Source organism: Globicatella sanguinis NBRC 15551 (assembly GCF_001552295.1).
Taxonomy (GTDB): Bacteria; Bacillota; Bacilli; order Lactobacillales; family Aerococcaceae; genus Globicatella; species Globicatella sanguinis.
On sequence record NZ_BCQX01000036.1, the window covers coordinates 1 to 19,506 of the forward strand.

A 19,506-nucleotide genomic window follows, 5' to 3' on the forward strand; every position below is an offset into this window, starting at 1 on the left:
GACAATTTTATCAAGTAATAATATCAAATACAGGGAGAAATTATTTGATATTATACTTTACCCAAATGACCGTGAAACCAATGCACAGAACATCATAGATATTCCTAATTTTAATTATATTTTTTAAAATTATTATTCAGATAGAGGTTACTATTATAGGATTACGCATTACGCAGGCAAACCACAGTATATGTATATAGACCAAGAATTTATCGCTGGATTCATCAGTAAATACTTATATGGAAGCGACTATCAACTTGTAAAATCGTTAATTGAAGTATTTTTCTTGTTCAGTATCTATGTACTTAACGAGGGGGTTCGACAACTAGAAGAAAATGATGATACTTGGAAACCATTCATCATTAAAAATGAAACGACAGACGATAAAGAATTTTTAACAATATATACACCAGCATATGAAACAGATGTAACGGTAAAAGAAGTATATGATACAATATTAGCCAAAACTAAAAATATTTATGAAGAAATTGTAGAGGATTTTAGGAAATCAGCTATAAAAAAGATGCAAAGTGAGATACAATAAATTAGAATTATAATTTAAAAGAAGATTGTGAAAAATCACATTATTAGTCTAAAAAATTCAAACAACAGCTCTTGAACCATATTAGTATCAACGTTTAGAAAATGACAGCGAGATGGTAACTCATGAGTCTAGTTACCATCTCGCTGTCATTAATGCGTCTAAATTGAATAGAGTTACCAACATTTTGTCACAAATTAATCAAATTATCATCATGTTTCTCATAATTGAACAAAGTTTAAGAGGGAGTTACCAACATTCTGTCATTAGAGTTACCAAGTTCCTGTCAACTCACAACATAAAAACGAGTGGGGAGTCGTGCTGGAATAATAATATATCTGGGTTAACATAATATACATTATAAAAACCAACTGATGAAATATAATTTAAACACCATGTTAACTTAATGTTAATGAAAAGTCTTTTCTATTTATTTCAAAATACAATTGCTAAATCTATTTTTTAATCAATTTATGAAAGTGCAATAAAAGTCAATTTGTCATACTGTTTAATAAATGATTCTATAAAATCAATTTTATCAATAAAACCACGATACTCGATTTCAAAAATATATCGATATTCCATACTATTATCCTCGTCGAAAATATGTTCCATCGAATAATTTACAGTTTTTCCGCCGTATTTTTTTAAAAATTCATTCAATTCCTGATGCGTAAACCCCTGCTCTTTAAAATTAACATTTAATTGCAATATTCCATATTTTGTTTTCTTTGAATTCATAGTTGTTAAAATAATTAACAATAATCCAGCACCAATTAAACTTACAAGATATTCTCCATAACCAATAGCAATTGAAATACTTGCAACAGTCCATAAAGATACTGCAGAAGTCATTCCATCTACAGTTCTATCATTTCTAACTAAAATTAAACCTGATCCCAAAAAACCAATTCCTGAAACAATTTGTGCAGTTAACCTACCTATATCACTACTTACTGCTCCTAAATAGTCAGAATTCTCCATATTCCACCGGATTGTTTCAGCTGTCATATCTACTTGAACTAATGTTATAACACAAACTCCTACAGCTAAAATCATATGAGTTCTAACACCAGCTGATGAATGTTTTTCGCGATTTAAGCCTATCAGAAAACCAAATATACATGAAACTACCAATCTTATAATAATTTCCTCAATTGTCAATACAATGTCCATTCTATCACCTCATAAATATATATTATAAAATATTCCGAGAAAAAACAAATGGGTTCCCTTACTTAATTTTCGTTTAAAACAAAGAAATTATATAATTATGCGTCTGACCTTAATAACATTTATTCTTTTTAATATTTTCTCTAAAATATTCCTTGATATTTAAACTAGCTAAACTAAACCTTTATAAAAACTCGTTATGATATTTTTGTAATTTTTAGAAAACTATATTGATTTTTTGAACATTCTTTATTATATTAATTTACATTTCTTTTTACACTTATTGTACGCTAGTTATAAACTTAAAAAACGAGCAGTCAGTAGATTACCCGTTCAATAATTGATTTATTTGAATAATTGTTCGAACCACGATGCTTTTCTAACAATGATTGACGTATGTTCATTAGGCGTGTAAACTTTGCGCTTTTCTTGAACTTCTTCTGTATTGATAAAACTTACTGGCTGATATTTACAATTCTTTACCATCGTTTGAAAAACTAATTTTGATTGTCTTTTAGCTGTATTTTGTTCCATGATCCTTTTCCTTTCAAAAAAAACATCGAATGCAACCTTCATCTAAATTATAACAATATACGAAGATTTTCACAATAAAGAATACATTTAAAATGACTTATCATGTTTTCATAAAATGATTCAAATACACATAATGTAAACGATTAATAACATTTTTCACATTTATTATTCATCTTGTTTTCATTAAAATATTAATTTAATTTCACAAACAAGCTCTGTTATTAAATACTATATACATAAGTTAGTATACGATTAAAACAATCGTTCGATTCTAAAACAGCCATTAAAAAACCGAATGTATTTAAGTACACTCGGTCGTCGATTCTTTAATTAATTAGCATCTTCAATCACTAAATTTTCTAATGTTTGGTATAAGTCCCCTGCTGTCAATGTGGCCAACTCTGTCTTTTGATAAATACGACTAATTTGTCCACGATGCATCACAATTAAACGATCGCAATAATCAAGCGCATCTTGCAAATGGTGAGTAATCATTAAAGTCGTCAACCCATAAGTTTTGATCATCAATTGCGTCATTGCCATCACTTGCTTGGCAGTTCTAGGATCCAATGCGGCTGTATGTTCGTCTAATAATAATAATTCTGGTTTTTGGATGGTCGCCATAATCAGTGATACCGCTTGTCTTTGACCACCTGATAAATTTTCCATGGGGACGTCTAAACGGTTTTCTAAATCTAGTTTAAAGGCTGCTAATTCCTTCAACATTTTTTTATAATTTTCTTTAGTTAGTGAGCGAGAAAAGCCTCGTTGTTCACCTCGTTTTTGAGCTAGCATTAAATTTTCAAAGACGGTCATTCGTGGTGCGGTGCCCATCTGAGGATTTTGAAAGACACGCCCTATTCTTTTAGCAATATCACGCTTCTTCATTTTCCGGATGGCGACTCCTTCAATTAAGATTTCACCACTATCAATAGGTAATTGACCGGTTAAACAATTCATCAAAGTAGATTTACCGGCTCCATTAGTCCCAATGACGCCAATCACTTCGCCTGCATTAATCTTTAAATTTATATTATTTAAGCCAACTACTTGTTCACCTGTTTGACGTTGAAAATGTTTCGTTACTTGATTTAATTCAATAGTTGCTTGACTCATTATTGAGCACCACCTTTCTTAAGACCTTTGAATCTTTTAGAAATTGAAGGTAAAGCTAAGAAAATTGCTAAAACGGTAGCGGAAATTAATTTAAAATCATTGGCATTAAATCCTAATTGCAATACATAAACAAGGATTAAACGATAGATAACCGCTCCAGCAACAATCGATAACAGTCTTAATGGTAAAGTTAAATTTTTGAGTAACACTTCGCCGATTACAATCGATGATAAAGCCACTACCACAGTTCCGACCCCCATTGAGATATCAGCATAGCCATTGTCTTGCGCAATTAAAGCACCACTTAAACCGATAATCCCATTAGCTAATACTAAAGCAAAACGTTTCATACGTGCGGTTGAAATACCTAATGCGTCTGCCATTATTTCATTATCACCGGTTGCGATTACAGCTTGTCCAAAGTCAGTTTTAAAGAATAAAGCTAACAAAAGAATAACAACCCCAACTGTCGCCAGACCAATGAGTGTTCTTTGTAAAATATCTGAAGCGAATAGGCTCGATAAGGTGTCATAAATGGTCGATAATCCTCTAAATGAAACATTGGGTTTGCCCATAATTCTCAGATTGATTGAATAAAAACCTGTTAAAGTAATAATACCAGCTAATAAGGAAGGTATATCAAACAAGGTCATTAAAAGTCCAGTGACATAACCTGTCACCATGCCTCCCAATACAGCTACTAGTGTTGCGATCAATGGATGAACTCCACTTGACACTAATGCAACTGCTACTGATGCACCCATGGTAAATGAGACTTCACTCGTTAAATCAGCAAATCGTAAAATACGGAATGTTATATATAAACCAATCCCCATAATGCCCCATAAAATCCCTTGAGACATCGCATTAAAATAAATTGAAAAATTATTATTTGTTGTGGCAGTTGTGTTAACTTCATTTTCTGCAATCATACTTTCTTCTTGTTCATCAATCGTAATGCCTAATTTTTCAGCCGTTTCATAATTATAAACAGGTTGTTTATTTGTTACTAATTGAATCGGCATTTCAGCTGGATTTTGACCTTTTAGGATGTCAATCCCCATCGTTGCTGATTGTATCCCAATGGATTTTTGATTAATGGCGATCGCTGATAAAGCGCCTTTTTCGACAAAACTGTCAATCGTCGTAAATACCGGAATGCCTGCTTTATCGGTTACATCTAATAAAGTATCAATTGAGCTGGCGATGGAATTATCAGAACCAACAAAAATAGCATCCACTTGTTTAGCTAAATTTTCTGCGACTAATTGCATATCTAGTGTAGAATCAATCCCCGTAATGATTGTTTCTATATTATATTTTTCTGCTACGACTTCAGCTTTTTTCAATTCTGCTAAGGAATTGTCTTCACTCGTTGTATAAAGCATACCTAAAGTTTTTAAATCGGGTTGTAATTTAACGATTAAATCAAATTGTTCCTCAAACTGAACAGCGTCACTAACACCGGTAATGTTGCCACCTGGCTGGTCCAATGAATCAACTAATGAAGCTGCAAGCGGATCGGTAATACCTGCTAATACAATAGGAATCTCCGTAGTTGCATCGGCTACTGCTTGAGCAACGGGTGTTGTTACTGCAAAAATTAAATCAGGTTGATTATGAATAACCGTATCCGCAATTGAACCAAGCAAATTCATATCCCCTTCTGCATTATGAAATTCAATGGTTAAATTATCGCCTTCTTGATACCCACCTTCAGCCAGTCCTTCTTTAATCCCCAACACAATTTGATCCAATGAAGGATGACTTACTAATTGAATAATAGCAACTTTAGCTTCCTCTTTTGCTGAAGCGATTTGGATATTAATGGATAATGACATCATAACTGTTAAAGCTAACAGTGTTGTAAATAACTTATAAAGTTTACGCATCTTTTTTCCTCATTTCTTATAAAATAAAAAGCTCGACACTGGCCCCACATACTATGGGACCCTTGTCGAGCATAAAAAAATACCACATAGTATGTAATATCAGTACATCTACGTGGTAAACTCTTGAAAATCGCCACATAGATACAGAACAGTCTAAACTGGGCTGTATCCGTGGAGTATGTTCTCCAAGTCTACAACCTATCTATGCCAACTTTGCCAGCGATTTGAGTTTGTTGAAAAAATTGAAAACATACTCTGTGGCTCCTCTCCTAAATGTTATCTTAATAATAACACCGGATTGAAAGCGTGTCAATGGTATTTTCATTATATTTTAATTTTATGAAAAAGGATTTAATTTAATAGTTAATAGCAAGTCCTTTATTACTGATGGATTTACTAATCCAATTACTAAGGTTGGTTCGCTTCAATGGTTTCTTTTAGAATACGTGCATATTGATCGCGTCCACCAATATCAGGATGAATGCCATCATCAATAATCCAATCCCGATGATTTTTGACCTGAGATTCCCAATCAACAATTTTTAAATTCGGATATTGACTGGCTAGCTCATAGATTACTTGATTCGTACTGGCTTCCCATTGTAAAAACTCTCCATAAACGGTTACCCAATAAACTTCACGATCTGGGCCAAGTAAGTCCATTAATTCTTGACCATAACTAATATCAAAGTAGCCATTGGTACCTAAGGCAATTACCACACGATTAGCCATCGTTCCATTAGCAATCATCTGTCTAAATAAATCTGCTACTTCATAGGCTTGACGTGATTCCTCGGCTTCAATGTATGCATTTGGAAATGCTGCTTGAACTTCTTTTACTGAACCTAATAAAACGGAATCACCAATTAAAGTAATCGGTTGTTGGGTCACATCTGCACTGTCCTGCGTGACGGTCGTTGTTTCCGGTTCAGCTTCAGAATCATCATCAGATTCAGCGGTTGTTGCAACCGTTGTTTCGGTTTCATTAACCATGTCAATCGTCGTTTCTGCTGATTGATTTTCCTTAGCTATCTCCCTTTGTTTTGCTAACAACTCACTATTAGCTGCCAAATCAGCTTCTAATTTACTCTTGGAATCATCCGCTTTTGATGATGTGACTAAAAGTAAAGCTAGCCCTAAGGCAGATACGCCATAAAATACATTACGCGTCATTTTTACATATTGCTGAAACGCAGCTTCATCTTTAAACCATTGACTAACGAAATTAAATTTATTATTAATTAATCGATATGACAACTCCGCTAATAAGATAAAGATTAAAAATTGTATTGTTAAACTAATGAAACTTGGTTTAATTTTTAGCGAGTTGGATATAAACATGACCGCATAATGCCATAGGTATAACTCATATCCTCTAGATCCAATATAAGTTAACACTGGATTGTCAAGCAGACGTCCAAATGGTAAATGATTTTGAATGGCCAAAATTAAAAGGATACCAAATAAAAACGTCATCATTGAAAGTCCGATATAATAGGTAGAAGGATATTGACCATCCATCAAGAATACCGCCAAAATTGTGACCGCTAAAATGGCACCAAATGTTAAATACAAACGATTAACACTAAACTCTTCTATAAATCGTGTGATTTTACTAGATCGCACTAAACCTAACCACACACCTAATAAAATCGCGGAAATACGCGTCGCGGTGTGATAATACAAAATCGAGATATCGACTCCCTTATAATAACCAAAGGCCATACAAAGCATCGAAATACCCGTCAGCATTAAAAACAATACCCGATAATCATTCCCTCGTGCTTTAGCTTTTTGATAAATGACAAATACCCATGGCCAAACGAGATAAAATTGTAATTCAATCGCTAAAGACCATAAATGTGTAAAGGGTGAAGCACTGGTGACTCGATCAAAATAAGATGCATTTTGAGCAATTTGCCAAAAGTTATTATAGCCTAGAAAAGCACTCATCACTTCCGGTGTACGTCCAATTAATAATCTTGGTAAAAATAAATAACAAAATAATGAAATAAGTCCAATAAACAAGAATAATGGCGGAAAGATTCTTTTTACTCTTGATTGATAAAATCTTAGAATCGAATATTGGTCTCTATGCCACTTTTTGGTATCTAAACTTGATAATAAATATCCAGATAAAATAAACAAAAGTGGAACTCCTAAATAACCACCTTTAACAACTCTTGGGAAAAAATGATATAAAATAACCAGTAAAATTGATAATCCTCTTAAACCATCGAGACCCGTAATTCTTTTAGTTACTGCAACTTGCTTTTTCTCTAAATCCATAAGACACTCTCCCTCATATGACAAAGTTAAGTCTATCATATTATTATGAATTTTCAATGAACTAATGCTAAAAAAAAGTATAAAAATATAATAAAAAAACTGGGACTATTAGCCCCAGAAAATTTAAATTATATTAAAAGAATTAAGGAATCACCAAAGTATTTCCTGGATAAATTGGTGAGTCAGTCGTAACCCCATTGGCTGCTGCTAAAGCATTCACGTCTACCCCATAAGTTCTAGCGATACCATACCAAGTTTCGCCTGCTGCAACTGTATGAGTTTGTCCACTTGGTTGTGCTTCCGTAACAGCTTCTGTCACTGGTGGTTCCGTTACTTGTGCCACTTCTGCCGTTGTCTCATTAACATCAACTGGTGCGACTGTCTCTTCTTCGCCCTCATTGTTTCCATTTTGCACAAAGGTTCCACTAGTCGTCGTTTCTTCTTCTGCTTTTGATTCGGTCGTCGCTTCTGATTTACGCGTAATCATCACGCTAGTAGCAGTTTGAGGGGTATTGTTATTTGTAGGCGTATTAGCTTTAACAAACCAATATAATAAAAATGGTGTTAATACAGTTAAAAATAAAATCCCTAATAAAACTCTAGACATATTCGATGCTTCTTTGACAGGTTGGTTTCTAGAGGTTCTTGAATACTTTCTTTGTTTTAAATTCTCATCAGAACCAAAGCGATTGTTCCAAGGCGCCTTTGCTTTGTCAACCGTTTCATTGGGTTCTGGACGGCGTGAATTTTCATTATCCGTTGTCATTACAATTCCTCCTATTTATGTTACAATTATGAACATAAGTATGCGTTCTGTTTGATGATATACTAAATATACATCACATGATATAATAACATTACTATACCATATCTGTAAGCATTTTACACCTATTTGATACTAAATTGTAATATTATTTTAAGAAAAGGAGCCCATTATGACACAATTACACGTTATTCCAGAGAAATGTATTGCTTGTGGCAAGTGTTTTTTAAATTTCCCCGAAGTATTTGATTGTAATGATGAAGGGATTGCATTTGTAAAAAAAGAAAGCTCACCTCAGCAACAAGCTGCAAGTGAGCGTGCCATTCATGATTGTCCTACAAAAGCCATTAAATGGTTACCTTCGAAGAATTAATCGGTAAATGATAATCTTCATATTCAATATTTCGTTTTGAAATTTCTGGCCAAATTTTTTCAACGACAATTAATTGCCCCACTGATAGAATGATCCCTTTTATAAAATTAAATGGGATAATAACACTTAATAAATAGGCCGTAATATCCGGAATTGGGAAATTCATGACCGTCACATAAATGGGTAAGGCAACAAAATAGTTAAATAATCCCATTGAAAGGACTAAACCTAAAATGAGTGTTAAACTCATAAATATTTTACGAACAGTTGGTTTAAAACGATCAGCATGTTTTAAAATAAAATGTGTCGGTAAGAACATCGCCATACTAGCAAGAAAACTCATCATGGTGCCAATAGGAAGCCCTGCTTCCCCACCTTTCATCATATAGTTAACTGAATCCCTTATTAATGCGACAGCTACTGCGCCAATAGGTCCTTTAATCATCATGCCGATTAAGACCATTAAATCACTAAAGTCAACTTTTAAAAATGGTGCGGACGGTAAAATCGGAAAATCAAACATCCTCAACACGATTGCCCATGCACCTAAGATCGCCAACATTACTAACGAAAACAAATTTTTATTTTTCATTTTTTCTCTCCTTTTTGTCTCTATGTGAGCTAAAAGGGATTGGTTACGTTATTCAAATAAAAAGACGTGCAGTATACTTGCTATTGTAAAATCTTCAGCAAATACACTACACGTTTAAAAAACATGAATGACGTATCCATCTTCTCCCATCCAGACTTTACTGTCGGTACTGGAATTACACCAGTTCAACTAATGGCACCATTAGCTCGTGGACTTTACCACCGGTCGGGAATTACACCCTGCCCTGAAGACTTTTATTTTATTAACTTAATTATAAAGCATTTTCAAAAAAATGTCAAATTACTTCAAAATCAAAATTTCAATTTAATTTAAAAAGATATTTCGACTTGATTATCTTTAGTTAAAGTAAATACTCCGCAATAATCTTTCAGAAAACTCTTGAATTTTAATCGTAGAATTATTTTGATAAACAACCCCTTCGATTAACATACCATGAGCATGTAAAGTGTCAATTTCGCCAAATTTAGGGGAAATAATATTGCCTGTTTCAATATTGATTGATATACCACCAAAATCATCAATCTGAATATATTCACTATTCACTAAATGATATAATAAGGAATCTTTTGTTAAATCTGCTTTATTTTTCAATGCCATCCCTGTCGTATTAATGACCCAATCTACCTTTTGATGATCTGGGTTTTCTAACACCAAAGCAAAACCGTCATTATCGATGGATTCGATATCGGATACTTCATCAAAGATGATCACTCTTTCTTTGTTAACAGCTTCAATAATTTCTTCTGCTGATGAAGGTGGAACTGGGTTTCTTAATTTAACAATTAATTTATGGTATTTAGCTGCATATTGTTCACGATCTGTTTGACGCATGGCGCGCCATCCTGTGGTTAATAAATTGGTAACTTGTAAAGCAATCGCTTGTAATTTACCAACTCTTTCAGAGTTAGCTATTGTTGACCTCAATCCCCTAACACCCGTTGCAAAATACTGAACGATAATTTCGTCTAGATCAAAACTATAATGTTTCATCTCATTTAACAATAATTCTTGGAAATCTTCGAAATACAAATAACCTGAACGTTGCTCAATCAATTGATTCATTTTTTCTTCAGTCAAATAGTGAAATTCAGGAACTTGATCATCGCCTCTTACAGTTGGAAAATAGCCGCTTTTTGAAAAGACAAAAATTTTCTCAACGTTTGTTTCATGAATTAAATATTTAATGATATCAATACTGGTTAAACCTGTACCAATCACCGCTACATGATCTTGATCCGTAAAATTATCTTTAATTTGAGTTAAAGGATACGGATTATGAATATATTGTTTTTTTCCTAATAACTGATAATGATCGATAACCGGCAATTCTCCGCAACAAAGATGAACGCGATCAAATAAGTTTACTTGTCCATTATCGTCTTCGATGACCCATTGTCCCTTTTGATAATCCACTGTTTTAACCATATGGTGATGAACAGTTACCTGCAACGCTTGGATGAGTTCATTGGTTTTTTCTAGATTATAATCACCATACCATGAACGGGCTGTATAGTCATCTGGTTGATAATCAGGATTGTTTTTTAACCAATGATAATACTCTTCCATATTTTCATAATCAAAACTGATTTCATAACTTCGTGAATTAATTAATGCGCCCAAGTAATCTTCACTAAAAGGAATCCCTTTTCCGATTCGCTCATTAATATCATAAGCATGGATGTCAATTTCCAATGAAGGCTCCTGACTCTTTATTTTTTGATAGGCTCGTAAGACGCCCGAGCCACTAATACCTAATCCAATAATCGCTACTCTTTCCATTAATAGCCTCCTAATATTTTTTCTCATAGATTTTTAATTTCTCATTGACTTTTTCTTCAAAATAGCCTAAGCTATCATTATATTATCAATACCGGTTGATATTTAGCAGAAGAGCGTGGATTCGATCATCCCCACCGAAGGAGCAAAACTCTCAGGTACTTAGCAATAAGTAAGACTGTTAAATGACGGATCTCTGGAGAGACCATTAATTTGGCGCCGAAGGGGCAAGGCTTTGCTCAATCTCTCAGGCAAAAGGACAGAGAAATTGTTTTGATGGTTTATTTGTTATACCTATTATATTATAACATGATACCATAACAACTTCTTACCAATTCCGGAGTAATAGAGAAATCTATTGCTCTTTTTTTATTGATAATAACATTATAAAATAGGAGTGGTATGAATGGTAGTAGATTTATTTCAAATGATTGATGATTTTATTTGGGGACCTCCCCTTTTAATCTTATTAGTAGGAACAGGTATTTATTTAACATTCGTTTTAAGAGGAATACAATTTAATCAATTGTTCCATAGTTTGCGTTTAATCTTTAAAAATGAAACAGATTCAGATGGCGATATTTCCAGTTTTGCTGCTCTTTGTACAACATTAGCAGGTACAGTGGGAACAGGTAATATTGTTGGCGTAGCGACCGCCATTGCTATCGGTGGACCTGGTGCTTTATTTTGGATGTGGTTTGCAGCACTGTTTGGGATGGCAACCAAATATTCAGAGGGTCTGTTAGCTGTTAAATTTCGTGTTAAAGATGAACAGCAACATGTTTCTGGCGGACCGATGTATTATATTTTAAACGGTATGGGACAGAAATATCGTCCATTAGCGACGATGTTCGCCTTTAGTGGTATCTTAGTAGCGCTTTTTGGTATTGGAACTTTCACACAAGTCAATGCCATTACAGAAGCGCTCCACAATCAATTTGCGCTACCAAACTTGCTTACGGGTTTTATTTTAGCCTTGTTAGTCATGCTAATTGTCTTTGGTGGTATTACGATTATTTCAAAAGTCGCTAGTTTTATCGTCCCTTTTATGGCTCTTTTGTATATTGCAGCATGTCTTTTTATCATTATAGCCAATTGGCAGTTATTAGATGATAGCTTATTACTTGTTATTCAATCTGCTTTCACTAAAACGGCCGCTACGGGTGGATTTGTCGGTTCTACTATGAAAGCTGCCATTCAGAACGGTATTGCTCGTGGTGTGTTTTCAAACGAATCGGGATTAGGTAGTTCGCCGATTGCCAGTGCTGCAGCAAAATCAAACTCTGCGGTTGAGCAAGGTTTAGTTTCAATGACAGGAACGTTTATCGACACAATCATTATTTGTACCTTAACAGGTATTGTCTTAATTATTACCGGTGCTTGGCAAACAGAGTTCCGTGGAGCCAGTATGACACAATATGCATTTAATGCTTATTTTAGTGAATACGGTACCTTCATTTTGACCATTAGTTTATCTTTATTTGCCTTTACTACCATTTTAGGATGGAATTACTACGGTGAACGTTGTTTTGAATTTTTATTTGGTTTGAAATATATTCGCTATTATCATCTATTTTTTGTTTCCATGGTCTTTATCGGTTCGTTTTTAAATTTAGACTTAGTATGGATTATTGCTGATATCGTCAATGGGTTAATGGCCATTCCCAATCTTATTTCACTGATTGCCTTATCGCCGATTATCATCAATGAAACTCGAGCTTATGTTAAAGCAAAACAATATAATAATGTAACTCGATTAGAACCAATAAAGTATTACTAAATAAAAGACGCAAACAACTTACATAACCTGCCATAGAGGTTATGATGCAAGCTGTTTGCGTCAAGTTTTTATACGAATTCCTAAGTTAATCGTTTAATTTTTAAGATTTAACTAGGAATCAATTTTTCTTCAATGAGTCACTATAATATTTATATACAAGGATTAGACTCTTGTTTAGTTTTCTGTAACAACTGTGTCTTTAGCTTGGAAATTCAATTGATTATCAATCAAGTCGACAGTAACCAATTGACCTGGCAAAATATCGCCTTTAATAATTAAACGAGCGAGTGGTGTTTCAGTTTCTCGTGTAATAAATCTCATCAATGGACGTGCACCATAAATCGGATCATAACCATTGCGTGCAATCCATTCAATCGCTTCTTTCGTCACAGTTAAATGAATATCTTGATAAGCTAAACGTTCTTTTAATTGTATCAATAATTTTTCGACAATAGCGCCCATATGATCCATTGATAATGGTGTAAACATAATGGTATCATCAATCCGATTTAAGAACTCTGGTTTGAAGTGTGTTCTTAACAATTGACGAACTTGGCTCGCAGTTTCTTCAGCGATTTGACCATTTTCATCAACACCTTCTAACAATAATGGTGAACCGATATTACTTGTCATAATTAAGACAGTGTTTTTAAAGTCTACAGTCCGTCCTTTTGAATCTGTTAAACGACCATCATCCAATACTTGTAATAAAATATTAAAGACATCTGGATGGGCTTTTTCAATTTCATCTAATAAGACAATTGAGTACGGACTACGTCTAACTGCCTCCGTTAATTGTCCGCCTTCTTCATAACCAATATATCCTGGAGGCGCTCCAACTAATCGGCTGACCGTATGTTTTTCCATATATTCAGACATATCGATACGTACGATGTGGTGTTCATCGTCAAATAATACCTCAGCTAAAGCTTTCGCTAATTCCGTTTTACCGACACCTGTAGGTCCTAAGAATAAAAATGAACCAATTGGTCGATTAGGATTTTGTAAACCGGCACGGCTTCTTAATACCGCTTCTGAGACTTTTGTGACCGCTTCATCTTGGCCGATTACTCGTTGGTGTAATGTTTCATCTAATTTTAATAATTTTTCTCTTTCACCTTCAACTAATCTCGTAACGGGAATACCTGTTAAACGACCGACAACTTTAGCAATTTCCTCATCAGTAACACTTTCTTGTGTTAGACGTTCTGTTTGCCCTAATTGTTTCGCTTCTAATTCTTTCAGTTCTTTTTCTAATGCAGGTATACGACCATGTCTTAATTCAGCCGCTTTTTCTAATTGATACTCGGACTCTGCTTCTTCTAATTGACGTCTTAAATCATCAATTTCTTGACGTTTATCACGTAATTCATTCATCGCTTCTTTTTCTACTTCCCAACGCATCTTTAATTCATTGGCTGTTTCACGAAGTTCAGCTAATTCTTCTTGTAAAGATTCTAAACGTTTTTTACTTGCATCATCCGTTTCTTTTTTAAGAGCTGCTTCTTCAATTTCTAATTGCATTAAACGACGATTCACAGTATCCATTTCTGTTGGCATCGAATTAATTTCAACACGAATCGTCGCACAAGCCTCATCGACTAAGTCAATCGCTTTATCTGGTAAGAAACGATCGGTAATATAACGATTAGATAAAGTTGCCGCAGCGACTAAAGCATTATCATGAATATTAACACCGTGGTGGATTTCAAAACGTTCTTTTAATCCACGCAAAATACTAATGGTGTCTTCCACCGTTGGTTCTTGGACTAACACTCTTTGGAAACGACGTTCCAATGCTTTATCTTTTTCAATGTTTTCACGATATTCATCTAAAGTGGTAGCTCCGATACAATGGATTTCACCACGAGCTAACATTGGTTTTAGAATATTACCGGCATCCATTGCTCCTTCGGACTTACCGGCACCGACAATCGTATGAATTTCATCTATGAACAGGATAATATTACCTTCCGATTTCGTTACTTCTTTTAATACCGCTTTTAATCGTTCTTCGAACTCACCACGATATTTTGCACCCGCAATTAATGAACCCATATCTAATGAGTAAACTTGTTTCCCTTTTAAATTATCTGGTACATCTTTACGTACAATACGATGGGCTAATCCTTCAACAATTGCTGTTTTACCAACACCTGGTTCACCGATTAATACCGGATTATTTTTAGTCTTTCTTGATAAAATTCGTATCACATCACGAATTTCTTCATCACGACCAATTACTGGATCTAATTTATTTTGTTTTACTGCCTCATTTAAATTAGTGGCATATTTTTCTAAAGATTCATAAGTTTGTTCTTGATTTTGTGAAGTCACAGACTCGCCTCCTCTTAAATTATCAATTCTTGCTTTCATCTTGGCTTCGGTGACATTGTTTGAAATTAAATATTCTGTTAATGGATTGTTTTTTTGGTCAAATAGTGCTAACACTACCATTTCAGTCGATAAATATTGATCTTGTTGATCCTGTGCTAATTGATTAGCTTTTTGGAATAACATCGATAAGCGTTGACTAATTTGCTGTCCATACTGAACATTACTTCCTGTTATCGACGGCAACTTATCAATTTCTTGTTCGATTTTTCTTTGGAAATCATCCATATTTAATTGGAATTCATGGTATAAATTATAAGCAAAACTATCGGGTTGAACAAAAATGCGCCATAAATGTGGAATATCAATTTCTTGATGTTTTCTTGTCATCGCAATTTGTTGTGCTTGTGCCAAAGCTTCTTGCATGGCTGTTGTCATTTTTTCAATCATTCAATAACACCCCTTTGGTCAAATATAGTCAGTGAATTTTTCCTATAAAAGTAGCTCTCTTTAAGAGCTTAACTATATTATATACCTTTGGTTAAGAAAGGTCAAGGATTTTTTGACCATTTTTGACTATATTTTTAAATTAAAAAAGGGACAAAAGTAGTCATGAACTGACCTAGCCTTTTGTCCACTTATTTAAAAGATATTATTTAGATTTAATATAAGTCGTTCCGTTAGCTGCTGGTCCTTTAGAGTTTCCAACAAACCCAACTAATACAAAGATGGTGATGACATAAGGCGCAATTTGTAAATAAACTGAAGGGATGTTTTTAATAAATGGTATTTGTGACCCCACTACCGCTAAACTTTGTGCAAAACCAAAGAAAATAGCGGCCAACATCGCACCAATAGGATTCCATTTACCGAAAATCATTGCTGCCATTGACATGAAACCTTGTCCAGTAATCGTCGTAATAGCGAATTGTGAGTTAATTGATTGTGCCATAATCGCTCCACCTAAACCACCCATTAAACCAGATAATAAGACGCCTAGATAACGCATTTTGTATACATTAATACCTAAAGTATCGGCTGCTTGAGGATGTTCCCCAACAGAACGTAATCTTAAACCAAAACTCGTTTTAAACACAATAAACCAACAAATAATCGCTACCACAATCCCAACAAAAGCTGGTTGAGAAGTTTGACTAAAGAAAATCTTCCCTACCACTGGAATTTTTGAAAGAAGTGGTACACTCCAATAACCAAATTTTTGTTTGATAAAATCGGTTTGCCCTGCTCCATCAAACATGACACGCGTCAAGAAAACACCTAAAGATGGTGCTACTAAGTTCAATACAGTACCTGAAATAATATGATCCGCACGTAAAGAAACCGTTGCGACCGCATGAATAGAAGAGAATAATACACCAATTAAACCACCAAACAAAGTAGCAATCCAAGGTGTCCAACTTCCAAAAGTTTGAGCAAACTGAAGGTTAAAGATAATCGCACTAAACGCACCCATTACCATAATTCCTTCTAATCCAACGTTGACAATTCCACTACGTTCCGAGAAAACGCCACCTAAAGCTGTATAAATTAGAGGTGCTGAATAAACAAGAGTGGACGAAACAATTAATGCTAACATATTTACCATGCTACTCTACCCCCTAATTATTTGTTTTCTTACGATCTAAGAAGAACGTAATGATATATTGTGAACCGATAAAGAAGATGATGGATGCAATTGCGATATTAACAATTTCTGATGGTACTTTGGCAGCTAATGGCATTAACGTACCCCCTGTTTTTAATCCACCAAATAAAATGGCAGCAAATAAAGTTCCTATAGGGTGGTTGCCACCTAATAATGAAACGGCCATCCCATCGAATCCTATAGCGGGTGCTACACCGTTCATCAAGAAAATATTACGGAATTCACCTAAACCGTTCATTACGCCACCTAAACCAGCCAAACCACCTGATATTACCATTGATAAGATAATATTACATTTGGCATTCATCCCAGCATATTGAGCGGCAAAACGGTTTTTACCAACTGTCTTTAATTCGAAACCTAAGGTCGTTCTTTCCATAAAAATCCAAACTAGAATAACAGCAACAACGGCTAAGAAAATCCCTGTATGTAAGGTTGATCCTTTTGTTAATTCACTTAACCAAGGTGCACGTAATGTGGCATTGTCACCAATTTGAGGCGTTACATCACCTTTATTAGTTAACACATTTCGTACCAAATAGTCACTAATATAAACAGAAATATAGTTTAACATAATAGTCACAATAACTTCACTGGTATTAAAGTAAGCTTTTAATACCCCGGCAATCGCAGCCCAAAACGCACCTGCAATCATTCCAGCAATGATGGCTAATGGTAAGACAATCATTCTAGGTGCATCCGGTAAGGCTAAAGCCACCCAAATAGAAGCTAGCCATCCAGCTAATGCTTGACCAGAAAGACCAATATTAAAGAATCCAGCTGTATAAGCTACTGAAAAACCTAACCCGGTAAATATTAAGGGAGTGGCTGCTCTTAATGATTGTCCAATATTAAAGGGTGAACCCGCTGCACCTGTCCAAAGTGCTTTATAACCAGCAATCGCGTCAAATTTGAAAGCCCACATGATTAACGCTCCAAAGAAAAGTCCAATGAAGACAGTTAATATGGGAACTAAAATACTTCTAAACTGTTTGTTCATTGTTTACACCGCCTTCTTCACGCAATCTTAATACTTCATCATAACTTGTTCCTGCCATCATTAGACCAATCTCTTGTTCATTGGTCTCTTTCGCATCTAAGGTAGCGATAATTTTACCATCATACATGACAATAATGCGATCTGAAACATTTAATATTTCATCTAATTCAAAACTCATTAATAACACAGCTTTATTTTGATCACGTTGTTGGATCAATGCTTTATGAATATATTCAATCGCCCCAACGTCTAATCCACGCGTTGGATTAGCGGCAATGAGTAAATCCGGTTTTAAATCTAATTCACGAGCAATGATTGCTTTTTGTTGGTTTCCACCTGATAAGGCACGAGCTGGAACTTTTTCAGAAGCCGCACGAACATCATATTCTTTCATTAAACGCAATGCTTTTTGATTGATTTCTTTAAAGTTTAAGAAGCCGCCTTGTGAATAAGGTTTTTTATAATATTCTTGTAACACGAAATTATCTTCTAATTTTGTTTCTAATGAAAGTCCATATTTATGACGGTCTTCAGGAATATGAGCCATGCCCATTTCAGTAATTTCACGGGTTGATTTATTGTTAATTTCTTCCCCTTTAAAATGAACTGCTCCAGAATCTATTGGCATTAATCCAGTTAAAGCTAACACAAGTTCTGTTTGCCCATTGCCATCAATACCGGCAATTCCGACAATTTCTCCTTTACGGACAGTGAAAGATAAATTACGAACGGCATCTAAACCTCGTTCATTTTTCACTACTAAATTTTCAACTGCTAGCATCACTTCGCTAGGATTAGCTTCTGTTTTTTCAGTTCTGAAATTAACAGAACGGCCTACCATCATATCCGCTAGTTCTTTAGAAGTCGTTGTGGCTACATCGACAGTATCAATTGATTCACCACGACGAATTACTGTACAACGATCGGCTACTTTTTTAATTTCATCTAATTTATGGGTAATAATAATGATTGACTTACCTTCATCAGCTAAAGCTCTTAAAGTTAACATCAAATCATCAATTTCTTGCGGTGTTAATACAGCTGTTGGTTCGTCAAAAATTAGAATATCTGCACCACGATATAATGTTTTAATAATTTCTGCACGTTGTTGCATCCCCACACTAATGGTTTCTACTTTAGCATCAGGATCAATTGACAAACCATAACGTTTCGATAACTCTAAAATTTCTTCTTTTGCGGATTGCTTATCAATAATTCCAAATTTTTGGGGTTCACTACCAAGGATAATATTTTCAACAATTGAGAAGTCTTCAATTAACATGAAATGTTGGTGAACCATTCCGATTCCTAATTGATTAGCCGTTGTTGGATCGACAATCTCTACGGGTTTATTATGCATGTATATTTGACCGGATGTTGGTTGTAACAAACCGCTCAACATATTCATTAATGTTGACTTACCAGCACCATTTTCACCTAATAATGCATGAATTTCACCTTTACGCAATTCTAAATTAATATTTTTATTTGCATAAAAGTCACCAAATTGTTTGGTAATGTCACGCATCTCAATAACTGGATAGTTAACTTCAGTCATTTGGCAACCTCACTTTCTGATAGTAATAATAATTTACATCATCTATATTTTAATATAATTATTAAATAATGGCTATACTTTTTATGAAACTTGGATAG

The 19,506-nt window shown here is 34.4% G+C and carries 15 protein-coding genes and 2 riboswitches; of the genes, 3 read left to right on the forward strand and 12 right to left on the reverse strand.

Annotation, left to right across the window (positions count from 1 at the left end):
• Window positions 1–190 precede the first annotated feature (190 nt).
• A complete protein-coding gene (locus GSA01S_RS04490) occupies window positions 191–544 on the forward strand; it encodes a hypothetical protein (RefSeq protein WP_066125270.1) in 354 nt (117 codons plus the stop codon).
• 468 nt (window positions 545–1,012) lie between these two features.
• On the opposite strand, the gene GSA01S_RS04495 is transcribed toward GSA01S_RS04490, so the two are convergent.
• The 6 genes from GSA01S_RS04495 to GSA01S_RS04520 all read right to left on the reverse strand — a co-directional run bounded on the left by GSA01S_RS04495 (window position 1,013) and on the right by GSA01S_RS04520 (window position 8,311).
• Window positions 1,013–1,717 (reverse strand): MgtC/SapB family protein, encoded by a 705-nt coding sequence (locus GSA01S_RS04495; RefSeq protein WP_066125272.1) that lies wholly within the window; start codon window positions 1,715–1,717, stop codon window positions 1,013–1,015.
• Between the two features lie 342 nt (window positions 1,718–2,059).
• A complete protein-coding gene (locus GSA01S_RS04500) occupies window positions 2,060–2,248 on the reverse strand; it encodes a hypothetical protein (RefSeq protein ID WP_066125273.1) in 189 nt (62 codons plus the stop codon).
• A 330-nt stretch (window positions 2,249–2,578) separates the two neighbouring features.
• Complete coding sequence (locus tag GSA01S_RS04505; RefSeq protein ID WP_066125274.1) at window positions 2,579–3,364, reverse strand: ABC transporter ATP-binding protein; 786 nt, start codon at window positions 3,362–3,364, stop codon at window positions 2,579–2,581.
• Window positions 3,364–5,256, reverse strand: a complete 1,893-nt coding sequence (locus tag GSA01S_RS04510; RefSeq protein ID WP_066125276.1) for an ABC transporter substrate binding protein — start codon at window positions 5,254–5,256, stop codon at window positions 3,364–3,366. Before GSA01S_RS04510 ends, GSA01S_RS04505 begins: the two co-directional genes overlap by 1 nt.
• Before the next feature lie 408 nt (window positions 5,257–5,664).
• Complete coding sequence (locus tag GSA01S_RS04515) at window positions 5,665–7,545, reverse strand: acyltransferase family protein (protein ID WP_066125278.1); 1,881 nt, start codon at window positions 7,543–7,545, stop codon at window positions 5,665–5,667.
• A 142-nt stretch (window positions 7,546–7,687) separates the two neighbouring features.
• Window positions 7,688–8,311: a LysM peptidoglycan-binding domain-containing protein gene (locus GSA01S_RS04520; RefSeq protein ID WP_066125280.1), complete on the reverse strand. Its 624-nt coding sequence runs from the start codon at window positions 8,309–8,311 to the stop codon at window positions 7,688–7,690.
• Window positions 8,312–8,480: 169 nt separating this feature from the next.
• Here GSA01S_RS04520 and GSA01S_RS04525 point away from each other — a divergent pair, with 169 nt between their 5' ends.
• On the forward strand, window positions 8,481–8,681 hold the full coding sequence (locus tag GSA01S_RS04525; RefSeq protein ID WP_066125282.1) for a ferredoxin: 201 nt from the start codon (window positions 8,481–8,483) through the stop codon (window positions 8,679–8,681).
• Here GSA01S_RS04525 and GSA01S_RS04530 read toward each other — a convergent pair.
• Together GSA01S_RS04530 and GSA01S_RS04535 are read right to left on the reverse strand one after the other, a co-directional pair.
• Complete coding sequence (locus tag GSA01S_RS04530) at window positions 8,656–9,273, reverse strand: ECF transporter S component (protein WP_066125283.1); 618 nt, start codon at window positions 9,271–9,273, stop codon at window positions 8,656–8,658. The genes GSA01S_RS04525 and GSA01S_RS04530 overlap by 26 nt on opposite strands.
• A gap of 134 nt (window positions 9,274–9,407) precedes the next feature.
• Window positions 9,408–9,529, reverse strand: a riboswitch (FMN riboswitch).
• 101 nt (window positions 9,530–9,630) lie between these two features.
• The gene (locus GSA01S_RS04535; protein ID WP_066125284.1) at window positions 9,631–11,073 is read right to left on the reverse strand and encodes an FAD/NAD(P)-binding protein; all 1,443 of its coding nucleotides are present in this window, start codon (window positions 11,071–11,073) and stop codon (window positions 9,631–9,633) included.
• Window positions 11,074–11,256: 183 nt separating this feature from the next.
• Window positions 11,257–11,343, forward strand: a riboswitch (glycine riboswitch).
• Between the two features lie 133 nt (window positions 11,344–11,476).
• Between GSA01S_RS04535 and GSA01S_RS04540 the strand changes: the two genes are divergently transcribed.
• Complete coding sequence (locus GSA01S_RS04540; protein WP_066125286.1) at window positions 11,477–12,850, forward strand: alanine/glycine:cation symporter family protein; 1,374 nt, start codon at window positions 11,477–11,479, stop codon at window positions 12,848–12,850.
• Between the two features lie 174 nt (window positions 12,851–13,024).
• Here the strand turns inward: GSA01S_RS04540 and clpB are convergent, their stop codons facing one another.
• From clpB to GSA01S_RS04560, 4 genes are all read right to left on the reverse strand, one after another.
• Complete coding sequence (gene clpB / locus GSA01S_RS04545) at window positions 13,025–15,634, reverse strand: ATP-dependent chaperone ClpB (protein WP_066125287.1); 2,610 nt, start codon at window positions 15,632–15,634, stop codon at window positions 13,025–13,027.
• A 202-nt stretch (window positions 15,635–15,836) separates the two neighbouring features.
• Window positions 15,837–16,790, reverse strand: a complete 954-nt coding sequence (locus GSA01S_RS04550) for an ABC transporter permease (protein ID WP_066125289.1) — start codon at window positions 16,788–16,790, stop codon at window positions 15,837–15,839.
• A 13-nt stretch (window positions 16,791–16,803) separates the two neighbouring features.
• Window positions 16,804–17,850: an ABC transporter permease gene (locus tag GSA01S_RS04555; RefSeq protein WP_066125291.1), complete on the reverse strand. Its 1,047-nt coding sequence runs from the start codon at window positions 17,848–17,850 to the stop codon at window positions 16,804–16,806.
• Complete coding sequence (locus GSA01S_RS04560) at window positions 17,834–19,408, reverse strand: ABC transporter ATP-binding protein (RefSeq protein WP_066125293.1); 1,575 nt, start codon at window positions 19,406–19,408, stop codon at window positions 17,834–17,836. Before GSA01S_RS04560 ends, GSA01S_RS04555 begins: the two co-directional genes overlap by 17 nt.
• Between the last annotated feature and the right edge of the window lie 98 nt (window positions 19,409–19,506).